The organism is Humibacillus xanthopallidus, assembly GCF_044793955.1.
Classification (GTDB): Bacteria; Actinomycetota; Actinomycetes; order Actinomycetales; family Dermatophilaceae; genus Humibacillus; species Humibacillus xanthopallidus_C.
Genome location: NZ_CP084995.1, coordinates 4,260,793 through 4,283,319 on the forward strand (window position 1 = coordinate 4,260,793; position 22,527 = coordinate 4,283,319).

Sequence of the window (22,527 nt, forward strand, 5' to 3'; positions counted from 1 at the left end):
CGGTGCCGACGTCGGCTGCTGCGTCGTGCGCACCGTGGTCGCGCTGCGTCCGCTCATGTCGACCTCCCGGCCACCACCGCATCCAGCGTGGCCACGTCATCGGGCGAGTCCTTCGCGTCCGTCGTGACGAAGCGCAGGAGGTCCTCGACCGGCTCCAGCGGTGCGCTGTCAGCGGCCTCGATGGCTGCCGCGATCTCGGCGTCGATCTCGGCCTCGACTCCCACCCGCCAGCGCTCGACCTCCTCGGCGGTCATCAGCCGTTGGCTGACCAGTCGCGCGGCCAGCGCCGGGATCGGGTCGGACTGCTTCCACGTCTCGATCTCGGCCTTGTCGCGGTAGCGATCAGGGTCATACATCGAGTGCGCGCGGAAGCGGTAGGTGCGCAGCTCGAGGAAGCACGGCTGCCCGCTGTCGCGCACGTAGGCGAGGGCTCGCTCGGTCGCCTCGCGCACGGCGATGACGTCCATGCCGTCGACCGTCCAGGCGACCATCCCGTAGGCCGCCGCGCGCATCGCGAGGTCGGTGGCCGCGTGCTCCCGGGCCAGGGCGGTGCCCATCGCGTAGCGGTTGTTCTCGCAGCAGAGGAGGACCGGCAGGTGCCAGAGCGCCGCGAGGTTGGCGCTCTCGTGGAACTCGCCCTCCGCGAAGGCGCCGTCGCCGAAGAGGCAGACGGTGACGGCAGGGTCGGCCGTCAGGTGGTCGGCCAGGGCGAGCCCGACCGCGACGGGCAGCCCGCCGGCGACGATCGCGTTGCCGCCGTAGAACCTCCGGCCGGCGTCGAAGAGGTGCATCGACCCCCCGCGGCCACCGCTGCAACCCGTCGCCTTGCCGAACATCTCGGCCATGATCGACGGCATCGGCACGCCCCGGGCGAGGGCGTGCCCGTGCTCGCGGTAGGTCGACACGACGGCATCGCCCTCAGCGAGGGCGCCGACCACGCCGACGGCGATGGCCTCCTCACCGATGCAGAGGTGCAGGAAGCCGCGGATCTTCGTCGCGCTGTAGAGCTCGGCGCACTTCTCCTCGAAGCGCCGGATCCGGATCATCTCGCGCAGCAGGCCGGTGAAGAGCTCCACGAAGAGTCGCCTGTTCACGGCGTCACCTCCGGGGTCGGTGTCCGCTCGCCCGCCCCCTCGATGGCGGGCTGTCCGGGCGAGGTCTCCACCGTGGAGAGGTCGCCCTCGGGCAGTCCGAGCTCGCGGGCCTTGAGCAGGCGCCGCATCACCTTGCCGCTGCGGGTGTGCGGCAGCGCCTGGTCGAAGGCGATCTCGCGGGGCGCGACCGAGCCGAGCCGGTGCCGGCCGAAGGAGATCAGCTCACGGGCCAGCGCCGGAGTCGGCTCGTGCCCGACCTTGAGCGTGACGAAGGCCTTGACGATCTCACCGGCCAGCGGGTCCGGCTTGCCGATGACGCCCACCTCGGCGACGGCCGGGTGCTCCATCAGCGCGCTCTCGACCTCGAAGGGCCCGATGAGGTGGCCCGCCGACTTGATGACGTCGTCGGCGCGACCGATGAACCACACGTAGCCATCGGCGTCGATGCGGGCGAGGTCTCCGCTGAGGTACCACCCGTCGGCGAAGGCACGCGCATAACGGTCGGGGTCATCGAGGTAGGCGCGGAACATCGACGGCCACCCGGGCCGCAGCGCCAGCTCGCCGACCTCGTCGGGGTCGGTGAGCACCCGCACGTGCCCGTCGCGCACCTCGGCGCGGCCGTCGGCCCCCTGGGCGAGCACCGCGACGTCGACCCCGGGGACCGGGCGTCCCATCGAGCCCGGGCGCACCGGCATACCGGGGAAGTTGCTGACCATGATGGCGCCGGTCTCCGTCTGCCACCACGTGTCGTGCACCGGCATCCCGAAGGCCTCGACGCCCCACACGACCGCCTCGGGGTTGAGCGGCTCACCGACGCTGACGACGTGCCGCAGCGCCGGGAAGGTGAACTCGTGCGCGAGGTCGGCGCCCGCTCGCATGAGCATCCGCAGCGCCGTCGGCGCGGTGTAGAAGACCGTGACGCCCTCGTCCCGGAGGATCCGATACCACCGCCGCGCATCGAAGTCGGCGGAGTCGGTGACCACCGTGACGCCACAGCTCAGGGGGCCGAGGATGCCGTAGGACGTGCCGGTGACCCAGCCGGGGTCGGCCGTGCACCAGTAGACGTCACCCGGGCGCAGGTCGAGCGCGAACTCGGCCGTGACGTGGTGGGCGAGGATCGCCTCGTGCACGTGGACGGCCCCCTTGGGCTTGCCCGTCGTGCCGCTCGTGAAGTGCAGCAGCGCTGGGTCGTCGGGCCACGTCGGCGCCACGACGTTCTCCTTCGGGTGGTATGCCGCCGCGCCGGCCATGAGCAGGCGTGACCACGGCATCGTCCCCACGGGGCACCCCCGCTCGTCGGAGTCGGTGATGATGACGTGCTCGAGGTCGGGCAGCTCGGACCGGTGGGGCGCCACCTTGCGGGTGTAGGAGAGGGTGTCGGTGACGAGCACGCGGGCGCGGCCCAGCGTCAGGCGCTCTCGCACCGGCTCGGGGCCGAAGGCCGGGAAGAGGGGACAGTAGACGCCGCCCGCCTTGAGCGTGCCGAGCACGGTGAGGTAGAGCTCGGGGGTGCGGGGCAGCAGCGTGCACACGACGTCGTGCGGCAGCACCCCGAGACGGCGCAGCGCGACCGCGGTGAGGTCGCTCTGCAGCCGCAGCTCCGCGTAGGTCAGCTCGAAGGCGGGGCCGTCCTTCTGAAGGAAGCGGATCGCGACGACGTCGGCGAGGGGGCCTGACGCGTGCCGGTCGACGGCTTCGTGGGCCATGTTGAGGCGCCCGGCGCCGTCGACGCCCAGCCAGTGCCGGGCGCCCTCCCAGGAGAAGGTGCGCCGCCGGTGCCCGTAGTCCCCGAGCAGCGGGGGGAGGGACGGGACGTGCTCGATGGGGCGCCGGTCGCCGACGCCGCGCTGGACTGCCAACTCGGCCATGAGACCACGATGCCCCGCGGCGGTCCGGCCGGGCAGGGACCAATGGCCCTGTTTCCCAGCACCGGTGCGGCGTGCACTGGTGGTGTGCCGACGACGAGTCACGGCACGTCGCCAACGAGGAGGAACGATGAGCACCAACACCCCCGGCAAGGCCACCGAACGTCGTGACCGGTCCCCCTGGGGAGAGCTGTCACCGTGGGCCGACCTGGCCCCCTGGGCCACGCGCATGCAGGACCTCATGGAGCAGATGTGGTCGCCGGCGCTGGCGGGAAGCGACTTCTCGCCCGGTGGGGAGCTGCGCGAGTCCGACGAGGCCTTCACCCTCGAGCTCGACGTGCCCGGGGTCGACAAGAAGGACATCACCATCGCCTTCTCCGGCCGCCGGCTCAGCATCCGGGGCACGAAGACGACCGAGAAGGAGGGCCAGGGCACGCTGCGCCACACGACGCGCACGTCGGGCAGCTTCACCTACGAGGCGATCCTCCCGGTCCCCGTCGACGAGACCGGCGTCACCGCATCGCTCTCCGACGGCGTGCTCCTCGTCACGATGCCCAAGGCCACCGAGGCCAAGCCGACGCACGTCGAGATCAGCTGACCGCCATGTCCGACCACACGCCCACGATGCACGCCATCGTCTATCACGGCCCCGGGCAGAAGGCCTGGGAAGAGGTGCCGAAGCCGGCCCTCCAGGCCGACACCGACGCCATCGTCAAGGTCGACACCGTCACGATCTGCGGCACCGACCTGCACATCCTCAAGGGTGACGTCGCCGCCGTGACCGACGGGCGCGTCCTCGGGCACGAGGCGGTCGGCACCGTCGAGCAGGTCGGCTCGGGCGTCAAGAACGTCGCCGTCGGCGACCGGGTCCTGGTCTCCTGCATCACCGCGTGCGGTGCCTGCCGCTACTGCCGTGACGGCAGCTACGGCCAGTGCATCGGTGGCGGCGGCTGGATCCTCGGCCACAAGATCGACGGCACGCAGGCGGAGTACGTCCGGGTCCCCTTCGCGGACACGTCGACGTATGCCGTCCCCCCAGGTGTGACTGATGAGGAAGTACTCATGCTCGCCGACATCGGGCCCACGGGCTACGAGGTCGGTGTGCTGAACGGCCGGGTCTCCCCCGGTGACGTCGTAGCGGTGGTGGGCGCCGGCCCGGTCGGGCTCTCCGCCATCATGGGTGCCAAGCTCTTCAGTCCGGCGCACGTCGTGGCCATCGACCTGGCCGATGCCCGACTCGAGGCGGCCAAGCAGTTCGGGGCCGACATCACGGTGAACCCCTCCCGCGAGAACGCCGTCGCGATCGTCCGAGGTCTCACCGAGGGCCTCGGCGCCGACGTCGCGATCGAGGCGGTGGGGGTGGCACCGACGTTCGAGCAGTGCACCGAGCTGATCCGCCCGGGTGGCACGGTCGCCAACGTGGGAGTGCACGGCGGCCCGGCCTCGCTGCACCTGGAGGAGCTCTGGATCAAGAACGTCACCATCACGACCGGTCTCGTCGACACGTACTCGACGCCGACGCTGCTCCGGCTGCTCGCGACGCACCAGATCGACCTGGCCCGCTTCGTGACGCACCGGTTCGCCATCGGCGACTTCATGCAGGCCTACGACACCTTCGCCGACGCGGCGCAGACCCGCGCCCTCAAGGTCGTGCTCACCGCCTGACGATCGAGAGAGCGATCCGCGCGAGCACATGGGCCGCGCGGATCGCTCTCTCGATCAGAGGTCGAGGTGCATGATGCGCAATCCGACCCGCTCACCGGAGGGCAGCTCGTGGGCGCGGGGCACCGTGCCGATCACCGTGAAGCCAAGGTCCTCGTAGAGCCGCACGGCACTCGTGTTGGTGGCGACCACCGCGTTGAACTGCATGGCGGCGAAGCCGGACGCCCGCGCCCACTCGAGCGACTCGACGACGAGGGCGCGCCCGACGCCCCGTCCGCGCGCCTCGGCCGCGACCATGTAGCTCGCGGTGGCCACGTGCGAGCCGGGGCCCGGCCGGTTGCGGCCCATCTTCGCCGTGCCGCGCACGAGCTGGCCCTCCGTCGCCACGGTCGTGCGCCCGCCCGGCCCGTTCTCGAGCCAGAGCGGCCGTGCCTCGGCCTCGGTGAGGTCGGTCGGGTAGGGGAAGGTGTCGCCCGCGCGCACCACCTCCTCGATGAGCGGCCACACCTGCGGCCAGTCCTCGTCGACGTAGTCGCGGACCACGAGCTGCTCTGCCATCGATGACTCCCGGTCGCTTCGTCTGTCGCTTCGTCTGTCGCTTCGTCTGTCGCTTCGTCTGTCGCTTCGTCTATCGCTCAGGCCTCGGGCACGTTGGCGTCGAGCTCGTCGAGCCACGCGGCACCCGCTGCATCGGACGGCATACGCCAGTCACCGCGCGGCGACAGCGAGCCGCCCGCGACGACCTTGGGCCCGTTGGGCAGCGCGGAGCGCTTGAACTGGTTGGCGAAGTAGCGCCGCACGAACACCTCGAGCCAGTGCCGGATCGTCGCGAGGTCGTATGCCGCGCGCTCCGCCTCGGGGTAGCCAGCGGGCCACTCCCCTGCCTCGCTGTCACGCCAGGCGTGCCACGCGAGGAAGGCGATCTTGGAGGGCCGATAGCCGCGGCGCAGCACGTGGAAGAGCGTGAAGTCCTGCAGCGAGTAGGGCCCGATCGTGGCCTCGGTGCTCTGCGGCTTCTCCCCCGCCTTGGCGGGCACGAGCTCAGGCGTGATTTCGGTGTCGAGGATCGAGGTGAGGGTCTCGCCGACGTGGTCCTCGAACTGGGCCGAGGTGACGACCCACCGGATGAGGTGCTGCATGAGGGTCTTGGGCACGCCCGCGTTGACGCCGTAGTGGCTCATCTGGTCGCCCACGCCGTAGGTGCACCAGCCGAGCGCGAGCTCCGACAGGTCACCGGTGCCGAGCACGATGCCGCCACGCTGGTTGGCGATCCGGAAGAGATAGTCGGTGCGCATGCCGGCCTGGACGTTCTCGAAGGTGACGTCGTAGACCTCCTCGCCGCGGCCGAAGGGGTGGCCCATCGCCTGCAGCATCTGGGTCGCCGCGGGGCGGATGTCGAGCTCCTCCCAGGTGACGTCGAGCGACTCCATGAGGGCGATCGCGTTGCTCTTGGTGTGGTCGCTCGTGGCGAAGCCCGGCATCGTGAACGCGAGGATGTCGCTGCGCGGCCGGCCGAGCCGGTCCATCGCCTTGGCGGCGACGATGAGCGCGTGCGTGCTGTCGAGGCCCCCGCTGACGCCGATGACGATCGTGGGGGCACCGATCGCCTTGAGCCTCTGCTCGAGGCCCGAGACCTGGATGTTGTAGGCCTCGTAGCAGTCGAGGGCGAGGCGCGCCTCGTCGTCGGGCACGAAGGGGAAGCGGTCGACCTTGCGGAGCAGGCCGATGTCATCGGTCGGCGGGTCGAGCTCGAGCTCGACGGTGCGGAAGCCGTCGGTGCGGGCTGCGAGGGTGCGCCGGTTGTCATCGAACGTGCCCTGCCTCTGGCGCTCCTGGCGCAGCAGGTCGAGGTCGATGTCGGTCACCGACGCGCGCGGCCCCTCAGGGAAGCGCTCGCTCTCGGCGAGCAGCGAGCCGTTCTCGTAGACCATCGTCATGCCGTCCCACGACAGGTCGGTCGAGCTCTCGCCCTCTCCGGCGGCGGCATAGAGGTAGGCGGCGAGGCACCGCGCCGACGCGCTGCGCGCCAGCAGGTGGCGGTCCTCGGCGCGCGCGACGGTGATGGGCGAGCCGGAGATGTTGGCGAGCACGGTCGCACCCGCGAGGGCCGCCTCGTGGCTGGGCGGCACCGGCACCCACATGTCCTCGCACACCTCGACGTGCACGACGAAGCCGGGCACGTCGGTGGCCCGGAAGAGCAGGTCGGGGCCGAAGGGCACCCGGTCACCGCCGACCTCGATCGTCTGCCCGCGCTGGTCGTCGCCGGGGGCGAAGTGACGCCGCTCGTAGAACTCGCGATAGGTCGGCAGGTAGGACTTCGGCGCGACCCCGATGACGGCACCGTCGTGGATGACGACCGCGCAGTTGTAGAGCCGCGAGCCCCGCTCGAGCGGCGCCCCGACGACGACGACGGGCCGCAGGCCGGCAGTCGCCTCGGCGACCCGCGCGATGGCGTCGTCGACCGCGTCGAGGAGGGGGTCCTGCAGCAGGAGGTCGTCGATCGCATACCCCGACAGCCCGAGCTCGGGGAAGATCGCGAGCGCGACGCCGTCGTCGTGCAGCTCGCGCACCTGGGCGATGACCGCATCGGCGTTGCGCTCCGGGTCGGCGAGGGCGACCGGCAGCGTGCAGGCCGCGACCCGCGCGAAGCCCTGGGCGTAGGAGCTGTAGAAGTCCATGGCCACAGTCAAGCGCACGAGCGGTGTGACAGGAGACTCGCCACGTGAGCGCCCCGCGACCCGGTAATTCTTACTACTATTCGTAGTAGCCAGGCGGACCCGCCCGACCACCACGGGAAGCTATCGCGAAAGGTGGCGACCATGTCTCCCAACGACAACCCCGTGCACGAGCTCCACCCTGAGGAGTGCTGGGAGTTCCTCCGCGGCCACGAGTTCGGCCGCCTCGGCTTCCACCTCGCCGACGAGGTGCACATCGTGCCGATCAACTACGCCGTCGACGACAACCGGCTGCTCTTCCTGACCGCCGAGGGCAGCAAGCTGCTCGGCGTCACGATGAACTCCGACGTCGCCTTCGAGGTCGACGAGATCGTCGACGAGCACGCGACGAGCGTCCTCGTGCGCGGTCGCGGCCGTCAGCTCGTCGGCTCCGCCGCGTGGGTGGCAGACCGCCTGCCGCTGCGGCCGTGGGTCGACACCCCGAAGTACATCGTCGTCGAGATCACGGCCGACGAGATCACCGGACGCCGCTTCGACCTGCACCGCCCGTGGCTGCACGCCCGGGTCGACTCCGCCGACTCCGCCTGACCCGACTCGCCCCGACTGGCCCCGACTCGCCGAGCCCCGTGCTCGGGTCGCGCGGACTCCGTTCGTGGAAGCCCGCGGGCCCACCCCTCGCCTGGGGCAGGACTCGACCCGGCCGTCAGCCGACGGCGTCGCGAGCCGCGACGAAGGCGTCGACGCACGCTCGCACGTCGTCCTCGGAGTGGGCCGCCGAGAGCTGCACGCGGATGCGTGCCTTGCCCCGCGGCACGACCGGGAAGCTGAAGGCGATGACGTAGACACCGTTGCCGAGCATGTGGTCGGCGATCTGCGCGGCCCGGCGGGCGCCGTCCTCGCCGGGGAACATCACCGGTCGGATCGGGTGGGTGCCGGGCAGCAGCTCGAACCCGGCCTCGGTCATGAGCGAGTGGAAGAGCGCGGTGTTGGCCTGGAGCACCTCGCGCTTCTCGCCGGAGGACGCGACGAGCTCGAGCGCCGCCAGCGACCCCGCCACAACGGCCGGCGCCACGGAGTTGGAGAAGAGATACGGGCGTGACCGCTGCCGCAGCAGGTCGACGATCTCCTGGTGGCTCGCGACGTAGCCACCCGAGGCGCCGCCGAGCGCCTTGCCGAGCGTCCCGGTGAGGATGTCGACGCGGTCCATGACGCCGAAGAGCTCGGGGGTGCCGCGTCCGCCCGAGCCGACGAAGCCCACCGCGTGCGAGTCGTCGACGAAGACGAGGGCGCCGAACTCGTCTGCCAGGTCGCATATCTCGTCGAGCGGCGCGTAGGAGCCGTCCATCGAGAAGACGCCGTCGGTGACGACGACCGTGTGCTGGGCCCCCGCCGCGCGGGCGGCCTCGAGCTGGGCGCGCAGGTCGGTCATGTCGGCGTTCTTGTAGCGGAAGCGCATCGCCTTGGACAGCCGCACCCCGTCGATGATCGAGGCGTGGTTGAGCTCGTCGCTGATGATGGCGTCCTCGGCCCCGAAGAGCACCTCGAAGACGCCGCCGTTGGCGTCGAAGCACGACGAGTAGAGGATGGTCGCCTCGGTGCCGAGGAACTCGCTGATCGTGGCCTCGAGCCGGGTGTGCTGCGTCTGGGTGCCGCAGATGAAGCGCACGGAGGCCATGCCGAAGCCCCACTCGTCGAGCGCCGTCCGGGCCGCCTCGACGACGACCGGGTCATCGGCCAGGCCGAGGTAGTTGTTGGCGCAGAAGTTGAGCGCCTCCGCCTTGAGCGTCGTCACGTGCGCCGCCTGCGGCGAGGTGAGCTCGCGCTCCCGCTTGTAGAGCCCGGCCTCCTCGATCTCGCGCAGGGTCTCGGCGATCTCGTCCTTGACTGAGCCGTACATCGGTGTCCTTCGCAGGTCGGCGGGGTGGGCGACACCGCAAGGGTATGCCGCAGGGCCCGTTCGTCGGGTCCGGCCGGGAGCGCACCCGGCGGGCGAACTGCTCCGATCCGACGACGGCTCGGTGGATTCGGCGACGAGCGGGCCCCCACAGGAGGACTCTGGGAGGTGAGTCTCGGGGCGTTCGGACGCAGAGGAGCCAGTCATGACCAGTCACCAGGGCGACCTCGCCCTCCTGCAGGAACCCGTCGCGCAGCAGCTGCTGCAGTCGCCGTCGCCGGCCCGCCTCGCCTACCTGTGGACCGACGGCACACCACGCCTGGTGCCGATCGGATTCCACTGGAACGGCTCCGAGCTCGTCTTCGGCACACCGCCCGACTCGCCGAAGACGAAGGCCCTGCACGACGGCGACTCCGTGGCCGTGTCGATCGACACCGACGCGATGCCCTACCACGTGCTCCAGATCCGGGGCCGGGTGCACACCGACACGGTCGAGGGGCTCTCGCCGGAGTACGAGGCGATGTCGAGGCGGATGATGGGAGACGAGGCCGCCGAGGCGTGGCTCGGCAACCTTCGAGCCATCACGAGCAGCATGACCCGCGTCTTCGTCACCCCGGAGTGGGTCGGACTGCTCGACTTCGAGACCCGCTTCCCCAGCGCGCTCGAGCGGGCCATGGAGCAGGCCGCAGGCTGACGGCGGCTGGGCTGGGGCGGGGCCGTGGACGCACCAGGAGCTGCGCGCAGCGACGACGAGCACCGCCGCGACGCGGCGCGGGACCGTTTCGCCAAGGCCCGCGTGGCCCGTCTCGCCACGGTCGACGCCGACGGCCGGCCCCACCTCGTGCCGGTCGTCTTTGCCCTCGTCGACGACGCCGTGTGGAGCGCGGTCGACGGCAAGCCGAAGTCGACCCGCGCCCTCCGGAGACTCGACAACATCCGGGTGAATCCGCGCGTCAGCCTCCTCGTCGACCACTACAGCGACGACTGGACGTCGCTGTGGTGGGTCCGGCTCGATGGCGACGCCCGGATCGTCGGTCGCGAGGAGGCTGAAGCAGCAGCGGCTCTCGCGGCCCTGACCGCGAAATACCCGCAGTACCAGTCGGATCCACCCGCCGGTCCGATGGTGCGCGTCGACATCACCCGGTTCGCGTCGTGGAGCCACGCGCCCGCCACCTGACTGCGACCATGGTCCTCCGGGTGAGCAGCGCTGCCACCGGGGCGGCGGAGTTCGCCGAAGCCGGTGTATCACGCCGGTCACCGGAGAACACTGTGCAGAGGGGCCGCCGCGCGGAACCGCGCGGCGCTCGGGTCGAAGGAGTGCACCATGGCGAAGCGAGCGCTTCTCATCGGGATCAACGAGTACGCCCTCCCGGGCGCCAACCTCCGCGGCTGCGTCAACGACGTGCACTCCATGGCGAGCGCCCTCACCGACGTCTACGGCTTCTCACCGTCCGACATCACGACGCTCCTCGACGAGGAGGCGACCAAGACCGCGATGATGGCGGCCATCTCCGATCTCGTCGACGCCGCAGCACCGGGCGACGTGCTCTACCTGCACTACTCCGGCCACGGGTCCAACGTGCCCGACAGCAACGGCGACGAGGTCACCGACGACCGCGACGAGATCCTGTGCCCGCACGATCTCGACTGGAACGACCCGCTGACCGACGACTGGCTGCGGACCACCTTCGACCGGCTCGACCCGGGCGCGTCGCTCACCGTCGTCATGGACTGCTGCCACTCGGGCAGCAACACCCGCGAGCCGCCCCGGCCGGGCGCCCCCGAGCCCGAGGTGATCTCACGATTCCTGCCCAACCCGCACGACGAGCGATCCGGTGGCTCCTTCACCGGCGCCCCGAGACGCCGGCGCCGACGCGGTGCCAGCGACGTGCACGACGTCGACCTGGTCGAGACGCTCCTCACCGGGTGCCGTGACGACCAGACGTCGGCCGACGCCCACATCGACGGCGCCTTCGCCGGAGCGCTCACCCACTACCTCGTGCGCGCGATGCGCGACGAGCCCGACGCGACCTACCGGCGGCTGCACGCGAAGACACTCGCCGGCCTGCGCAACGCCTATGAGCAGGTGCCCCAGCTCGAGGGTCGCTCCGCCCGCCTCGACGAGGCCTTCCTCTCGCCCACGGCCTGACGATGTCGACGCCCACGGTCAGCCCCGCACCCGCCGAGCCCACCCCCGCCGAGGAGCACCCCCTCGGCGAACCGTCGTCCGCCGTATCGCCAGACCCGTCGGACGACCCCGCGACCGACGGGTCGGCCTCCTCACCTCCTGACGGCCCGGCCGCTACCCCGACCGACGCCCCGACCGATCGAGTGACCGATCCACCGACGGGTGCCGCGAGCCTCGTGCTGACCGACGCGGTGCCCGAGCAGACGCCCGAGGCTGCACCCGAGGCTGCACCGGAGCCGGCGCGCGAGCCGACGCTTGAGCCGCTGGGCGACACAACCCCCGGAGCGGAGCCGGCACCGGCACCAGCACCGGAACCGGCGGCGTCAGAGGATGGCGCCGATCCGGAGCGACCACGCACGACCGTGCGGATCTCGCACGGCGACCTGCGCTTCGCGCGGCACCACGTCCTCATCGGGCACTACCCCGGCAGCACGCTCATCGGCGCGGAGGCGGCGCTCGACGACCTGCTCGACGGTCGACTCTCACGGGCGGCGCTGCTCGGCATCTACCCCGGGCCCCTCGAGACGTGCCAGGTCTTCACCGACCCGGAGGAGTGGACGAGGCCGCCGGGCGCCGTGGTCGCGGGCCTCGGCCCGGTCGGTGGCCTCAGCGCCGCCGCGCTCGCCCGCGCGGTGGCCCACGCCTCGCTCACGGCCGCGCTCGGCAACCTGGCCGTCGGCACCTCGGCGGCTCCCTCGGGCGTCAAGCACCTGCGTGTGTCCAGCCTGCTCATCGGCACCGGCCCGGGCGGGCTACCCGTGCGCGACAGCGTGCAGGCCCTCCTCACCGGCATCCAGCGCGCCAACGACCGGCTGGCCGACGCCGACCTCGCCGTGCACATCGCCGAGCTCGAGATCACCGAGGTGTGGCAGGACCGAGCGCTGCAGGCGGTGGCCGCCCTGGGAGCGTCGCTGACGAGCGGAGAGCTCTCCGAGTCGTTCACGGCCGACCTGCGCCTCGAGGAGCGCCCGGGTCGCCAGCGACGGCTCGTCTTCCAGGAGCCGTCGGGGTGGTGGCAGCAGGTGCGGGTGCGCAGCGAGGCCGACGGCGGCCTGACGTTCGAGGCGGCGCTGCGCCGGGCCGGCGCACCGACGCGGACGGTTCCGACCCAGCGCGCCCTCGTCGATCGGCTCGTGGAGTCGCTCGTGGACTCGCCGTCGCCCGACAGCTCCGCGGCCCGCACCCTCTTCGAGCTGCTCTTCCCCAACGACTTCAAGGCGAGGGCTCCCGACACCGACAACCTCGTGCTCGTCGTCGACCAGGGCTCGGCGCACTACCCGTGGGAGCTGCTCGACGACCGCACCACCGAGCAGAACCGCGAGCCGCTCGGGGTCCGGCGCGGCCTCGTGCGCCAGCTCGAGGGGTCCTCGATGCGCAGTCACGTGCTGTCGGCCACCGGCAACCGTGCCCTCGTCATCGGCGACACCGCGAGCGGCCTCGCCGCTCTCCCCGCTGCGCAGAAGGAGGCCAAGGACGTGGCGGCGGCCCTGCGCGACAGTGGGTTCGAGGCTGAAGCCCTCATCGGCGACAGCGGCACCAAGATCATCCAGTCCCTCTTCGACTCCGCCTACCGCGTCGTGCACCTCGCAGGGCACGGGGTCTACGACTGGCCCCTCGGTGACGGCACCGAGGCGCGGGTGACGGGCATGGTGCTCGGCAACGGGATGTATCTCACGGCCGGCGAGATCGGCCAGATGCGCCAGGTGCCCGAGCTCGTCGTCGTCAACTGCTGCCACCTCGGTGCCATGGGCGGGCTGCAGGCCACGACGACGGGCCGCACCACGGGCACCTACCACCGCCTCGCGGCGAGCTTTGCCACCGAGCTCATCGACATCGGGGTCCGAGCCGTGGTGGCGTGCGGCTGGGCTGTCGACGACAGCGCAGCGGCGACGTTCGCGACGGTGTTCTACGAGCGGCTCCTGTCCGGGGCGACCTTCGGCGAGGCGATCGCCGCGGCCCGCCAGGACACCTGGAGCGGGCACCAGTCGGTCAACACCTGGGGGGCCTACCAGTGCTACGGCGACCCCGAGTTCCGCCTGGCCCCCGACGCGGTCGTGCACCGCGAGAGTGCCTCGCGGTCACGACCGGCCACACCCGAGCAGGCCCGGGTCGACATCGAGAACCTCAGCCAGTCGGTCGACATCAGCCGCAACACCAAGGTGGGTCTCGAGCGCCTGCAGCATCTCTACGAGTCGCTCCCGACCGGTGACCAGCAGGACGACGCCCTTCAGGTGCTCCTCGCGCGCACCTACACGAAGTTCGGCGACGCACGCCGCGCCACCGAGCACTTCCAGCGCACGCTGGAGCACGGCGGACTCGCCCTGACCGTGCGCGACTTCGAGGTGTGGATCGACCAGATGGTCCGCGTCGCCGCGACGGCGACGGCGGACGAGGCGGACGACCGCGAGACCGTCGATCGCGCCGTCACCTCGATCGAGGACGCCATCGCCCGCCTGCAGCAGCTGCTGACCGATCCGGGCTCGCTGTTCCTCGGAGCCCACGCGCCGCAGCGGAGCGTGCAGAGCGCAGCCTCCTCAGACGGGTCGTCGCCCCCCACGGTGACGACTGCCGCCACCGTCGACCGGTTGTGGCGGGTGGCGAGCGCCTACAAGCTGCTGGCGGTCGTCACCTGCCCGGAGCGACCCGGGGCCGGTCCGCGGTCGGGCGACTGGGCACGGACCCAGGATGCCCTGACGCGGATGGCCGAGTGGTTCGACGCAGCCCGCACGGCCTCCGGCGTCAACGACCGACGCCGGTTCGGGGCCCTGGCCAACTGGCTCGCTGCCGAGCTCGCGTTGCGGTGGCGTCCGGTGGCGGGTCGAGAGCCCCTGCCGAAGGACACCGCGCGCACGCTCATCAAGCAGTCACTGGCCGCCGCCCGCGAGGAGGCCTACCTCTCCCGCACCTTCTGGACCGTGGCGGTCTATGCCGACCTCACGGTGCTGCGCGCCCTCTGGGGGCCGCGGGCGACCGAGGACGCGGCTCGCGAGGCACTGAGCCTCTATCGCCGGGCCAGCGAGCTGGGCAGCGAGGAGCAGCTCCGACAGGTGCGCGACCAGGTCGACTTCCTCGCGGTCATGGCAGGCACCGAGGCGCGCAACCGGGCTCAGTTCCTCCGCACCGTCCACGACGGCCTGGTCGCGATCGACGCCGAGCTCTCGCGCTGATCCGACGGGTGGGCAGGCCGGCAGGCGCATCGGCTGTCGGCTCCGGGTCCTGCCGGCAAGGACGCCGCCGTCGTCGTGGATGTGCGACCGGGCTGGCGGCCCCCCTAAGGTTGCCGGGGTTTGTGACGGTTGCTGGGTATGTCTGGTCTGCCGGACGACCGGCCCCTCGACCACCGACCCCCGGAGGAACCCACCCGTGCCGCACCGCTTCGTGCCCATCTGCCTCGCGACGGCCGCGCTGCTGGCCCTCGGCGCGTGCGGGAGCGGCACCGTCGAGGTGTCGCCCCAGGACGCCGCCGCTCACCCGGCCTGGGTGCGGGTGTCCGAGATCGTCTGCCCCTCGGGCGGCGACCGGCAGGGCTCGGTCGAGGAGCGCTCGGTGAGCTGCACCGACGACGCGGGTCGCCGGCTCGAGGCGACCTTCTACGGCGAGGCCGTCGAGCTCGACCGGCAGGTCGCCACGCTCGAGTGCGTGACCGCGGTGAAGTCGATCGCCGGCACCGACTGGATGGTGCCCGTCGTGGCCGACGACCGCATGGCCGGAGCCTTGCTCGACTCCGGCGGCATCAACCTCTGTTGACCTCGCCCCCAGGGGCGTCGCCATCGGCCTCGGGTGCCTCACCGGCGTCGGCGTCGAGACCGGCGTCGGCGTCGAGGAAGCGCGTCGTCAGGTCGGCGAGCTCGCGCGGTGCCTCGGTGTTGAGCACCGATCCCGCCCCCTCGATGACGGCCACCTCGCTGTCGCGCAGGAGCGCGGCGAGCTGCTGCGCGGCGGCGATGCCGGCCTTGTCGCGCCCGCCCACGACGAGCAGCACGGGCACGGTGACCTGACGCAGCGACTCGGTGCCGTCGAAGCCCTTGAGCGCGTCGAGCACGGCGAGCATCCGGGGCCGTGACACACCCGCGTCGACGAGCTTGCTCTCGGGGACGAGCCGCATCGCGAGCCGCTGCATCCGCAGCGCCCCCTTCGACGGTCGCACGAGTGGGCTGCCCAGCACGAGGCGCCCGACGAGCTCGGGCCGCTCCACGGCGAGCCGCAGCGCCACGCTCGCCCCCACCGACACCCCGAGGAAGTCGGCCCGGCGTATGCCGTGCAGCTCGAGCTCGTCGGCGACGCCGGCTGCCGCTGCGCCGAGGTCGAAACCGACGGGGTCCTTGGGCTTGAGACCACGCATCCACGGCGCGGTCATGGGCCTCCCCGCGCCGAGGGCGGAGACGGCGTCCTGCCAGGCGATGGGTGACTGGCCGAGCCCGTGCAGCAGCACGAGCGGGCGGGGGCGGTCACGCGGGGCGGGCGTGGGGACGGGGTCGGACGACATACGAGAACCCTTCAGCTCCAGTCGAGGACGACCTTGCCGCACTGACCCGACTGCGCGGTCGCGAAGGCCTCCTCCCACTGCTCGGCGGGGAAGCGGTGGGTGATGACCTGCGCGACGGCCGAGCGGAAGCGCTCGGAGGTCGCGATCATCTGCGACATGGCATACCAGGTGTCATACATCTCGCGTCCGTAGATGCCCTTGAGCGTGATCATGTGGGTGATCACCTTGCCCCAGTCGAGGTCGTAGCCCTGGTGGGGCAGGCCGAGCAGGGCGATCCGGCCGCCGTGGTTCATGTTGGCGATGAGGTCGCTCACGGCGGGGGCGGCGCCCGACATCTCGAGGCCGATGTCGAAGCCCTCCTTCATGCCGAGGTGCGCCTGTGCGTCGGCGAGGCTCTCGCGGGTCACGTTGATCGTGAGGTCGGCCCCAGCGTGCTCGGCGAGCGCGAGCCGGTAGTCGCTGGCGTCGGTGACGACGACGTAGCGCGCGCCGGCGTGCCGGGCGATCGCGGCGGCCATGACCCCGATCGGGCCGGCGCCGGTGATGACGACGTCCTCGCCGACCATCGGCCACTGCAGCGCCGTGTGGGTCGCGTTGCCGAGCGGGTCGAAGACGGCGCCGAGGTCGGGGTCGAGGTCGGCGGGCTGCACCCACGCGTTGCTCGCGGGGATGACGACGTAGTCGGCGAAGGCGCCGTCGCGGTTGACGCCGATGCCCTGGGTGCGGATGCACAGGTGGCGGCGGCCGGCCCGGCAGTTGCGGCAGCGGCCGCAGACGATGTGCCCCTCGCCCGAGGCGCGGTCACCGACCGTCAGGCCCGTGACGTCCTCCCCGATCTCGACGACCTCGCCATAGAACTCGTGCCCGATGACGAGGGGAGGCTCGACGGTCGACTGCGCCCAGTCGTCCCAGCCGGCGAGGTGCAGGTCGGTGCCGCAGATGCCGGCGCGCAGCACCCGGATCTTGACGTCGGCCGGGCCGCACGTGGGCTCGGGTCGGTCGGTGAGCTCGAGCCCGGGGCCCGCGGACAGCTTCGTGAGTGCACGCACGGGGAGAGTCTGCCACCCGCGATACTGGTGGCGTGCCAGAGACGGGAGCCCACCACCTCCGCCCGGGTGACAGCCAGCGCGTGGCCGGCGCCGTCGCCCGGCTGCGGTCCGCCGGTGAGCGGGTCACCCCCGCGAGGTATGCCGTGCTGCGCGTCCTCGACGCCGCTGACGTCTCGGACGAGCACCTCACGGCCGAGCAGATCGGCACCCGGGTCGCCGAGGCGGAGCCGTCGGTGCACCGCGCCACCGTCTATCGCACGCTGACCTCCCTCGTCGAGGCCCGCGTGGTCTCGCACGTGCACCTCGGCGGGTCGGCCACCGTCTATCACCTCGAGGTCGAGCGCCCTTCTGCTGCAACGGCGCACAGCCACGCCCACGTGCAGTGCTCGTCATGCGGTCGAGTCATCGACGTGCCGCACGACACCTTCGACCCGGTCGCGACACGGCTGCACGACGAGCTCGGCTTCCGGCTCGACACCTCGCACGCGGCCCTGCTGGGCACCTGCAGCGACTGCGGCTGAGCGCGGGGCCCGTCCGACCGCGCCAGCGACCGGTGCCGGAGGCTTCTGTCACATCCGCCCTCCGGCGTCGGCCGATCGCGGTTGACTGGTGGGGAGGCGCTGTCGCGCCGGGCGGCGCCACGCACCGGAGGGGGCAAGGAGCATGGCAGCCATCGAGGTCCAGGGCCTGCGCAAGGTCTACGGGGGCGTCGCAGCAGTCGACGGGATCGACCTGACCATCGAGGAGGGTGACGTCGTCGCCCTGCTGGGTCCGAACGGAGCGGGCAAGACGACGACCGTCGAGATCCTCGAGGGCTATCGCGCCCCCGATGCAGGCACGGTCTCGGTGCTGGGACACGACCCACAGACCGGGGGGCGCGCCTTCCGCGAGCGCATCGGGATCGTCCTTCAGGAGGCCGGCTTCGAGGACAGCTTCACCCCGCGTGAGCTCATCCGCCTCCACGCCGGCTACTACCCCCACCCCCGGGCCGTCGACGAGGTCATCGCCCTCACGGGCCTCGAGGACAAGGCCGACGCCCGCGTACGAACGCTCTCCGGTGGCCAGCGCCGTCGCCTCGACCTCGCGCTCGGCATCATCGGCGACCCCGACCTGCTCTTCCTCGACGAGCCGACGACGGGCTTCGACCCGTCGGCGCGGCGCCGGGCCTGGGAGCTCGTCGAGCGGCTGCGCGACCTCGGCGCGACGATCCTGCTGACGACCCACTACCTCGACGAGGCCGAGCACCTCGCCGACCGCGTCGTCGTCGTCGACCACGGCCGCATCGTGGCAGAGGGCACCCCCGACGAGCTCGCCGCCGCCGCGGGGGCGGCCACCGTCATCTCCTTCCGCGTGCCCGACGGACTGACCTCCATCGACCTGCCCGACCTCGGCCTCGACCGCCGGATCGCGGGGAGCGTCATCGAGGTGCGCACCGAGTCGCCCACCGCCGACGTCGCGACCCTCGCCGCCTGGGCGGTCGCGCGCGGCCTCGAGCTCGAGGCCCTGACGCTCGCGCGGCCGAGCCTCGAGGACGTCTACCTCGACCTCGTCGGGGAGCAGGGACGCGCCGAGGACGACGCGGACACCCAGGACACCGAGGACAGCGGGGCGGGCCGGGACGACGAGGCCGGCGGGAGCCACGGGTCCGGAGCAAGTGACGCCGCCGCCGCTCGGCGCGGAACGGTGGGCACGCACGTGAGGTCGAGGTCATGACCGCGGTCGCCACCGCACCCCGCACCGGCACGCAGGGCCACGGCGCCGAGGCCGGGATGCTCTGGCGCCAGACCCGTCACGAGCTCATCAGCCTCGTGCGCACGCCGATCACCCTGATCCTCAGCATCGGCCTGCCGCTGCTCTTCTTCGTGCTGCTCTCCGCGCTGGTTGGCAACCAAGTCGTCGACGAGACGCAGGGCGTGCGCCTCGTGCAGTTCCTCGCGCCGGGGATGGCGTCGTTCGGGGTCGTCATGGCGACCTTCTCGTTCCTCGCCGTCGGGCTGGCCGAGGCCCGGTCGCTCGGGGTCATCAAGCGCCAGTCGGGCTCGCCGGCGCCGCGCTGGGTGCTCATCGGTGGCCGCATGGGCGCTGCCCTCGTGCTCGGGCTCACCTCCACCGCCTTGGTGCTCGCGGCCGGAGTCGTCTTCTACGACCTCATCCTGCCGGGCCGGTCGGGTGCCGCCATCGTCGTGACGCTGCTCATCGCGTCGGCGAGCTTCAGCGCCCTCGGGCTCGCGCTCGCCATGGCGCTGCCGACGATGCAGCTGACGCTCGCCGTCAGCAACGGCGTCGTCATCCCGCTCGCCTTCATCTCCGACATGTTCATGATCGGGGGCCAGATGCCCCAGTGGCTCTCGACGATCGGCTGGCTCTTCCCCCTCAAGCACCTGACGGCACTCTTCTCCGACGCGCTCAACCCCTACCTCACGGGCAGCGCCTTCCAGCTCGACCACCTCGCGGTCATCCTCCTCTGGGGCCTCGCCGGTGCCCTGGTCGCCATCGCACTGCTGCGCCGTGACCGCGACCGCGACGCCTCCCGTGCGGCAGCACCGGCCGCACGATCATCAGCAGGGACGGGCGCGAGGGCACGTGCCCGCGCGGCTGATGCCGTGCCGCGCCGCACCGCATCACCCGCGCTCGGCGCGCTCCTGCTCGACCAGGTGCGGCACGCGCAGTCGATCCTCTGGCGCGACGCCTCGGCCGTCTTCTTCGCCGTCGCCTTCCCGGTCGTGCTCGTCGCCATCATCCCCGCCGTCAACGGTGGCGGCGACCAGCTCATGTCGAACGGCCTGCCGCTCGGCACGTTCTATGCGGCGACGATGGCGATCTACGGCGCTGCCGTGACGGCCTACGTCAACATGCCGCAGGGAGTCGCGGAGGACCGGGAGCGGGGTGTGCTCAAGCGCACCGGAGGCACCGCACTGCCCGCCCCGGCATTCGTCGCCGGCCGCATCGCCGGCGCCCTCGGTGTCACGCTCATCACCGGGCTCGCGATCGCGGTGCTCGCCGGTCTCGCCTACCGACCCGGGTGGCCGTCGGGGCTGCCGGCGGCCGTCGTCAGCCTCGTCATCGCGACCGTCTGCTTCGCCGTCGTCGGGCTGGCCGTCATGACCTTCGTCCGCTCGGCGCAGGCGGTCGTGGGGGTCACGCTCGGCACGCTGCTCCCCCTCGCCTTCATCTCAGACATCTTCGTCGTCGGTGCGAGCTTCCCACCCGTCGTCGAGGTGGTCTCGTGGATCTTCCCCCTGCGCCACGCGGCCAGTGCGATGACCGAGTCGATCGCCCCGGGAGCGGCCGGCGGCTTCGCGTGGGGCCACCTGGCCGTGCTCCTCGTGTGGACGCTGGCCGGGGCGATCGTGCTCCTGCTCCGATTCCGCTGGGAGGCAAGGGAGTCCGGTCACACCGCCCGGACGTCGAGGAGGTAGCCCTGGGCCGGGCCGAGCACCGGCACGGGCAGACCGACGTCAGTGAGCACTGCCCCCGGAACGACGAGTCCGTCCGCGGTGAGGGCGCGCTCCCACCACGCGGCCGGTGCCGACTCCACGACGGCAGGGAGCCCTGCCTCGGGGCGGACGCGGACGGCATACGTGCGGCTGGGGTCGAGCCCCGGCAGCGGCACGGCGCCCGTGACCGCGTCACGTCCCGTGACGAGACGGGCGACGGTGTATGCCGCCCTCCCGCCGTCGGGTGCGATGGTGCCGGTCACCTGGAGGGTGCCGTCGGGCGTCTCGGAGCGGGCGAGGTCACCGGTGTGCAGCAGCGGTCGCAGCTCGCGGGCGAGCGCCGTCCACGCCGTCAGCTGCTCGAGCTCCGCGGCCGAGCAGCTGCTGATGTCCCACTCGAGCCCCGCGTGCCCCTGCAGGGCCATGAGCATGCGGAAGCCGAGGTCGACGGTGCGGTGCGTCGTGTGGGCCGTCGCGGGGCCGATGTGCGTGCCCATGAGCTCGGCCGGCACGAGCAGGCTCGTCCAGCGCTGGATGCTGGCGCGCTCGAGGGCGTCGTTGCAGTCGCTCGTCCAGATGCGGTCGGTGCGGTCCAGCACCCCGAGGTCGACGCGGGCACCGCCGCTGCTGCACGACTCGATCTCGAGCCGCGGATGGCGGGCGCGCAGGTCGTCGAGGAGTCGATAGAAGGCGAGCGTGTGGGCGTGCACGGCCGGCGCGTCGACGAGCCGACGCCCGTCCGTGGTCGTCACGGTGTGCACGGCCTCGTGCAGGTCGCGGTTGTGGTCCCACTTGATGTAGTCGATGCCGGTGTCGGCGACGAGGTGGCTGATCCGCTCGAACAGCTGCCCGCGTGCGTCGTCGTTCGTGAGGTCGAGCAGCTGCTGCCAGCGCCACTCGCGCGGGGAGCCGTCAGCCGGGCGCAGCACCCACTCGGGGTGCTCGCGCACGAGGTCGCTGTCCTCGTTGACCATCTCCGGCTCGAACCACAGGCCGAACTCCAGGCCGAGGCCCTTGACGTGCTCGACGAGCGGGCCGAGGCCGTCGGGCCACACGTCGGGTGAGACGACCCAGTCGCCGAGCCCGGCGCGGTCGTGCCGACGACCGCCGAACCACCCGTCGTCGAGCACAAAGCGCTCGACGCCGATGCTGGCGGCCGTGTCGGCCAACGACTTCAGGTGGTCGAGGTCGGTCTCGAAGTAGACCGCCTCCCACGTGTTGAGCACGACGGGACGGGGACGCGCCGGGTGGCCCGGGCGCGCCCGGAGGCTGCGGTGGAGGCGGCGCGAGAGGCCGTCGAGGCCGTCGGTCGAGTGGACGAAGACGACCGTCGGGGCGGCATACGTCTCCCCCGGCGCGAGGCGCACCTCGCCGGGAGCGAGCAGCTCGCCGCCGCCCAGGACGGCGTGGTGGCGACCGGCGCCCTCGGGGAGCGCCTCGACCAGGTGCTCGTGGTTGCCGCTCCACGCGGTGTGCACGGCCCAGACCTCGCCGTGGCGCCAGCCGAATCCGGAGGTGCCGGCCATCATGAGCAGCGTGGCGTCGTGACCGGTGCGGCCGCGGCGGCTCGCCCGCAGGTGCGTGCCGTGGTCGAGGCGGCTGCGCTGCGGCGAGCGCTCGCGGCACCAGCGGCCGGTGAGGTCGAGCACCTCGTCCGCGCGCAGCGGCAGGGGCAGAATGGCGCGCAGCGCGGCGACGTCGAGCGGCACGGAGTCGGTGCCCGCGTTGGTCACCGAGGCGTCGACGCGCAGCACGCCGTGGTCGTCGAGGGCGTGCCGCAGCTCGAGGAGTGTGCCGTCGGGCGAGCTCGCGCGCGTCACGAGGGCGGCGTCGACGACCTCGCACGTGACGTCGTGCCAGCGCACCGCGCCCGCTGCGCCCGCGCGGTGACCCGCCCAGCCGGGCGTGCCCGACCAACCGTCGGCCTCACCCGGGAGCACGGTGAGCGGCCACGGGGCGTCGAAGGCGCTCGGGGGCATCGGTGCCGTCGTGACAGCGGACAGCGCGGCATACGTGCTCGCGCCCCCCGCGAGCGCGCTGCCCCAGTGCAGCACCTCGGGCAGCCCGGAGCCCCCGGCCCGCGGCTCGAGGACGAGCGCGGTGCCGGCGGACTCCAGGTGGAGCACTGACGGTACTGACGGGGCGGTCGGGGTGGGCGGGGCTGTCTGGTCGGTCAC

The 22,527-nt window shown here is 72.2% G+C and carries 19 protein-coding genes; 11 read left to right on the forward strand and 8 right to left on the reverse strand.

What is annotated here, in order from left to right; all coding sequences use genetic code 11:
* Positions 1 to 53: 53 nt before the first annotated feature.
* Positions 54 to 1,094, reverse strand: a complete 1,041-nt coding sequence (gene pdhA, locus LG278_RS19255) for a pyruvate dehydrogenase (acetyl-transferring) E1 component subunit alpha (RefSeq protein ID WP_404389219.1) — start codon at positions 1,092 to 1,094, stop codon at positions 54 to 56.
* Positions 1,091 to 2,962, reverse strand: a complete 1,872-nt coding sequence (gene acsA / locus LG278_RS19260; RefSeq protein ID WP_404389220.1) for an acetate--CoA ligase — start codon at positions 2,960 to 2,962, stop codon at positions 1,091 to 1,093. Before acsA ends, pdhA begins: the two co-directional genes overlap by 4 nt.
* A gap of 127 nt (positions 2,963 to 3,089) precedes the next feature.
* Between acsA and LG278_RS19265 the strand changes: the two genes are divergently transcribed.
* Both LG278_RS19265 and LG278_RS19270 read left to right on the forward strand, forming a co-directional pair.
* Complete coding sequence (locus tag LG278_RS19265) at positions 3,090 to 3,557, forward strand: Hsp20/alpha crystallin family protein (protein WP_404389221.1); 468 nt, start codon at positions 3,090 to 3,092, stop codon at positions 3,555 to 3,557.
* A gap of 26 nt (positions 3,558 to 3,583) precedes the next feature.
* Entirely contained in the window at positions 3,584 to 4,624 is a 1,041-nt protein-coding gene (locus LG278_RS19270) for a zinc-dependent alcohol dehydrogenase family protein (protein ID WP_404393722.1), read from the forward strand.
* Between the two features lie 54 nt (positions 4,625 to 4,678).
* On the opposite strand, the gene LG278_RS19275 is transcribed toward LG278_RS19270, so the two are convergent.
* Together LG278_RS19275 and LG278_RS19280 are read right to left on the reverse strand one after the other, a co-directional pair.
* Complete coding sequence (locus LG278_RS19275; protein WP_404389222.1) at positions 4,679 to 5,179, reverse strand: GNAT family N-acetyltransferase; 501 nt, start codon at positions 5,177 to 5,179, stop codon at positions 4,679 to 4,681.
* A 77-nt stretch (positions 5,180 to 5,256) separates the two neighbouring features.
* Positions 5,257 to 7,299 (reverse strand): NAD(+) synthase, encoded by a 2,043-nt coding sequence (locus LG278_RS19280; protein WP_404389223.1) that lies wholly within the window; start codon positions 7,297 to 7,299, stop codon positions 5,257 to 5,259.
* Positions 7,300 to 7,440: 141 nt separating this feature from the next.
* Here LG278_RS19280 and LG278_RS19285 point away from each other — a divergent pair, with 141 nt between their 5' ends.
* A complete protein-coding gene (locus LG278_RS19285) occupies positions 7,441 to 7,884 on the forward strand; it encodes a pyridoxamine 5'-phosphate oxidase family protein (RefSeq protein ID WP_404389224.1) in 444 nt (147 codons plus the stop codon).
* A gap of 115 nt (positions 7,885 to 7,999) precedes the next feature.
* Here LG278_RS19285 and LG278_RS19290 read toward each other — a convergent pair whose 3' ends face one another.
* The gene (locus LG278_RS19290) at positions 8,000 to 9,193 is read right to left on the reverse strand and encodes a glycine C-acetyltransferase (RefSeq protein ID WP_404389225.1); all 1,194 of its coding nucleotides are present in this window, start codon (positions 9,191 to 9,193) and stop codon (positions 8,000 to 8,002) included.
* Between the two features lie 202 nt (positions 9,194 to 9,395).
* Here LG278_RS19290 and LG278_RS19295 point away from each other — a divergent pair, with 202 nt between their 5' ends.
* The 5 genes from LG278_RS19295 to LG278_RS19315 all read left to right on the forward strand — a co-directional run bounded on the left by LG278_RS19295 (position 9,396) and on the right by LG278_RS19315 (position 15,125).
* Positions 9,396 to 9,884 carry a pyridoxamine 5'-phosphate oxidase family protein gene (locus LG278_RS19295; protein ID WP_404389226.1) on the forward strand — a complete coding sequence of 163 codons (489 nt, stop codon included), beginning with the start codon at positions 9,396 to 9,398 and terminating at the stop codon, positions 9,882 to 9,884.
* A gap of 24 nt (positions 9,885 to 9,908) precedes the next feature.
* Positions 9,909 to 10,367 carry a TIGR03668 family PPOX class F420-dependent oxidoreductase gene (locus tag LG278_RS19300; RefSeq protein WP_404389227.1) on the forward strand — a complete coding sequence of 153 codons (459 nt, stop codon included), beginning with the start codon at positions 9,909 to 9,911 and terminating at the stop codon, positions 10,365 to 10,367.
* Positions 10,368 to 10,514: 147 nt separating this feature from the next.
* Positions 10,515 to 11,339 (forward strand): caspase domain-containing protein, encoded by an 825-nt coding sequence (locus LG278_RS19305; protein WP_404389228.1) that lies wholly within the window; start codon positions 10,515 to 10,517, stop codon positions 11,337 to 11,339.
* 2 nt (positions 11,340 to 11,341) lie between these two features.
* Complete coding sequence (locus tag LG278_RS19310) at positions 11,342 to 14,545, forward strand: CHAT domain-containing protein (protein ID WP_404389229.1); 3,204 nt, start codon at positions 11,342 to 11,344, stop codon at positions 14,543 to 14,545.
* A gap of 196 nt (positions 14,546 to 14,741) precedes the next feature.
* Positions 14,742 to 15,125, forward strand: coding sequence for a hypothetical protein (locus LG278_RS19315; RefSeq protein WP_404389230.1), 384 nt, complete (start codon positions 14,742 to 14,744; stop codon positions 15,123 to 15,125).
* On the opposite strand, the gene LG278_RS19320 is transcribed toward LG278_RS19315, so the two are convergent.
* The gene (locus LG278_RS19320; RefSeq protein ID WP_404389231.1) at positions 15,112 to 15,864 is read right to left on the reverse strand and encodes an alpha/beta fold hydrolase; all 753 of its coding nucleotides are present in this window, start codon (positions 15,862 to 15,864) and stop codon (positions 15,112 to 15,114) included. The genes LG278_RS19315 and LG278_RS19320 overlap by 14 nt on opposite strands.
* Positions 15,865 to 15,875: 11 nt before the next feature.
* Positions 15,876 to 16,913 (reverse strand): L-threonine 3-dehydrogenase, encoded by a 1,038-nt coding sequence (gene tdh, locus LG278_RS19325; RefSeq protein ID WP_404389232.1) that lies wholly within the window; start codon positions 16,911 to 16,913, stop codon positions 15,876 to 15,878.
* A 32-nt stretch (positions 16,914 to 16,945) separates the two neighbouring features.
* On the opposite strand from tdh, the gene LG278_RS19330 reads away from it, so the two are divergent.
* From LG278_RS19330 to LG278_RS19340, 3 genes are all read left to right on the forward strand, one after another.
* The gene (locus LG278_RS19330; protein ID WP_404389233.1) at positions 16,946 to 17,434 is read left to right on the forward strand and encodes a Fur family transcriptional regulator; all 489 of its coding nucleotides are present in this window, start codon (positions 16,946 to 16,948) and stop codon (positions 17,432 to 17,434) included.
* Between the two features lie 142 nt (positions 17,435 to 17,576).
* The gene (locus tag LG278_RS19335; protein WP_404389234.1) at positions 17,577 to 18,626 is read left to right on the forward strand and encodes an ABC transporter ATP-binding protein; all 1,050 of its coding nucleotides are present in this window, start codon (positions 17,577 to 17,579) and stop codon (positions 18,624 to 18,626) included.
* Complete coding sequence (locus tag LG278_RS19340; protein WP_404389235.1) at positions 18,623 to 20,332, forward strand: ABC transporter permease; 1,710 nt, start codon at positions 18,623 to 18,625, stop codon at positions 20,330 to 20,332. The genes LG278_RS19335 and LG278_RS19340 overlap by 4 nt, the downstream gene beginning before the upstream one ends.
* On the opposite strand, the gene LG278_RS19345 is transcribed toward LG278_RS19340, so the two are convergent.
* Positions 20,305 to 22,527, reverse strand: a complete 2,223-nt coding sequence (locus LG278_RS19345; RefSeq protein WP_404389236.1) for an alpha-galactosidase — start codon at positions 22,525 to 22,527, stop codon at positions 20,305 to 20,307. The two genes, LG278_RS19340 and LG278_RS19345, sit on opposite strands and share 28 nt — an antisense overlap.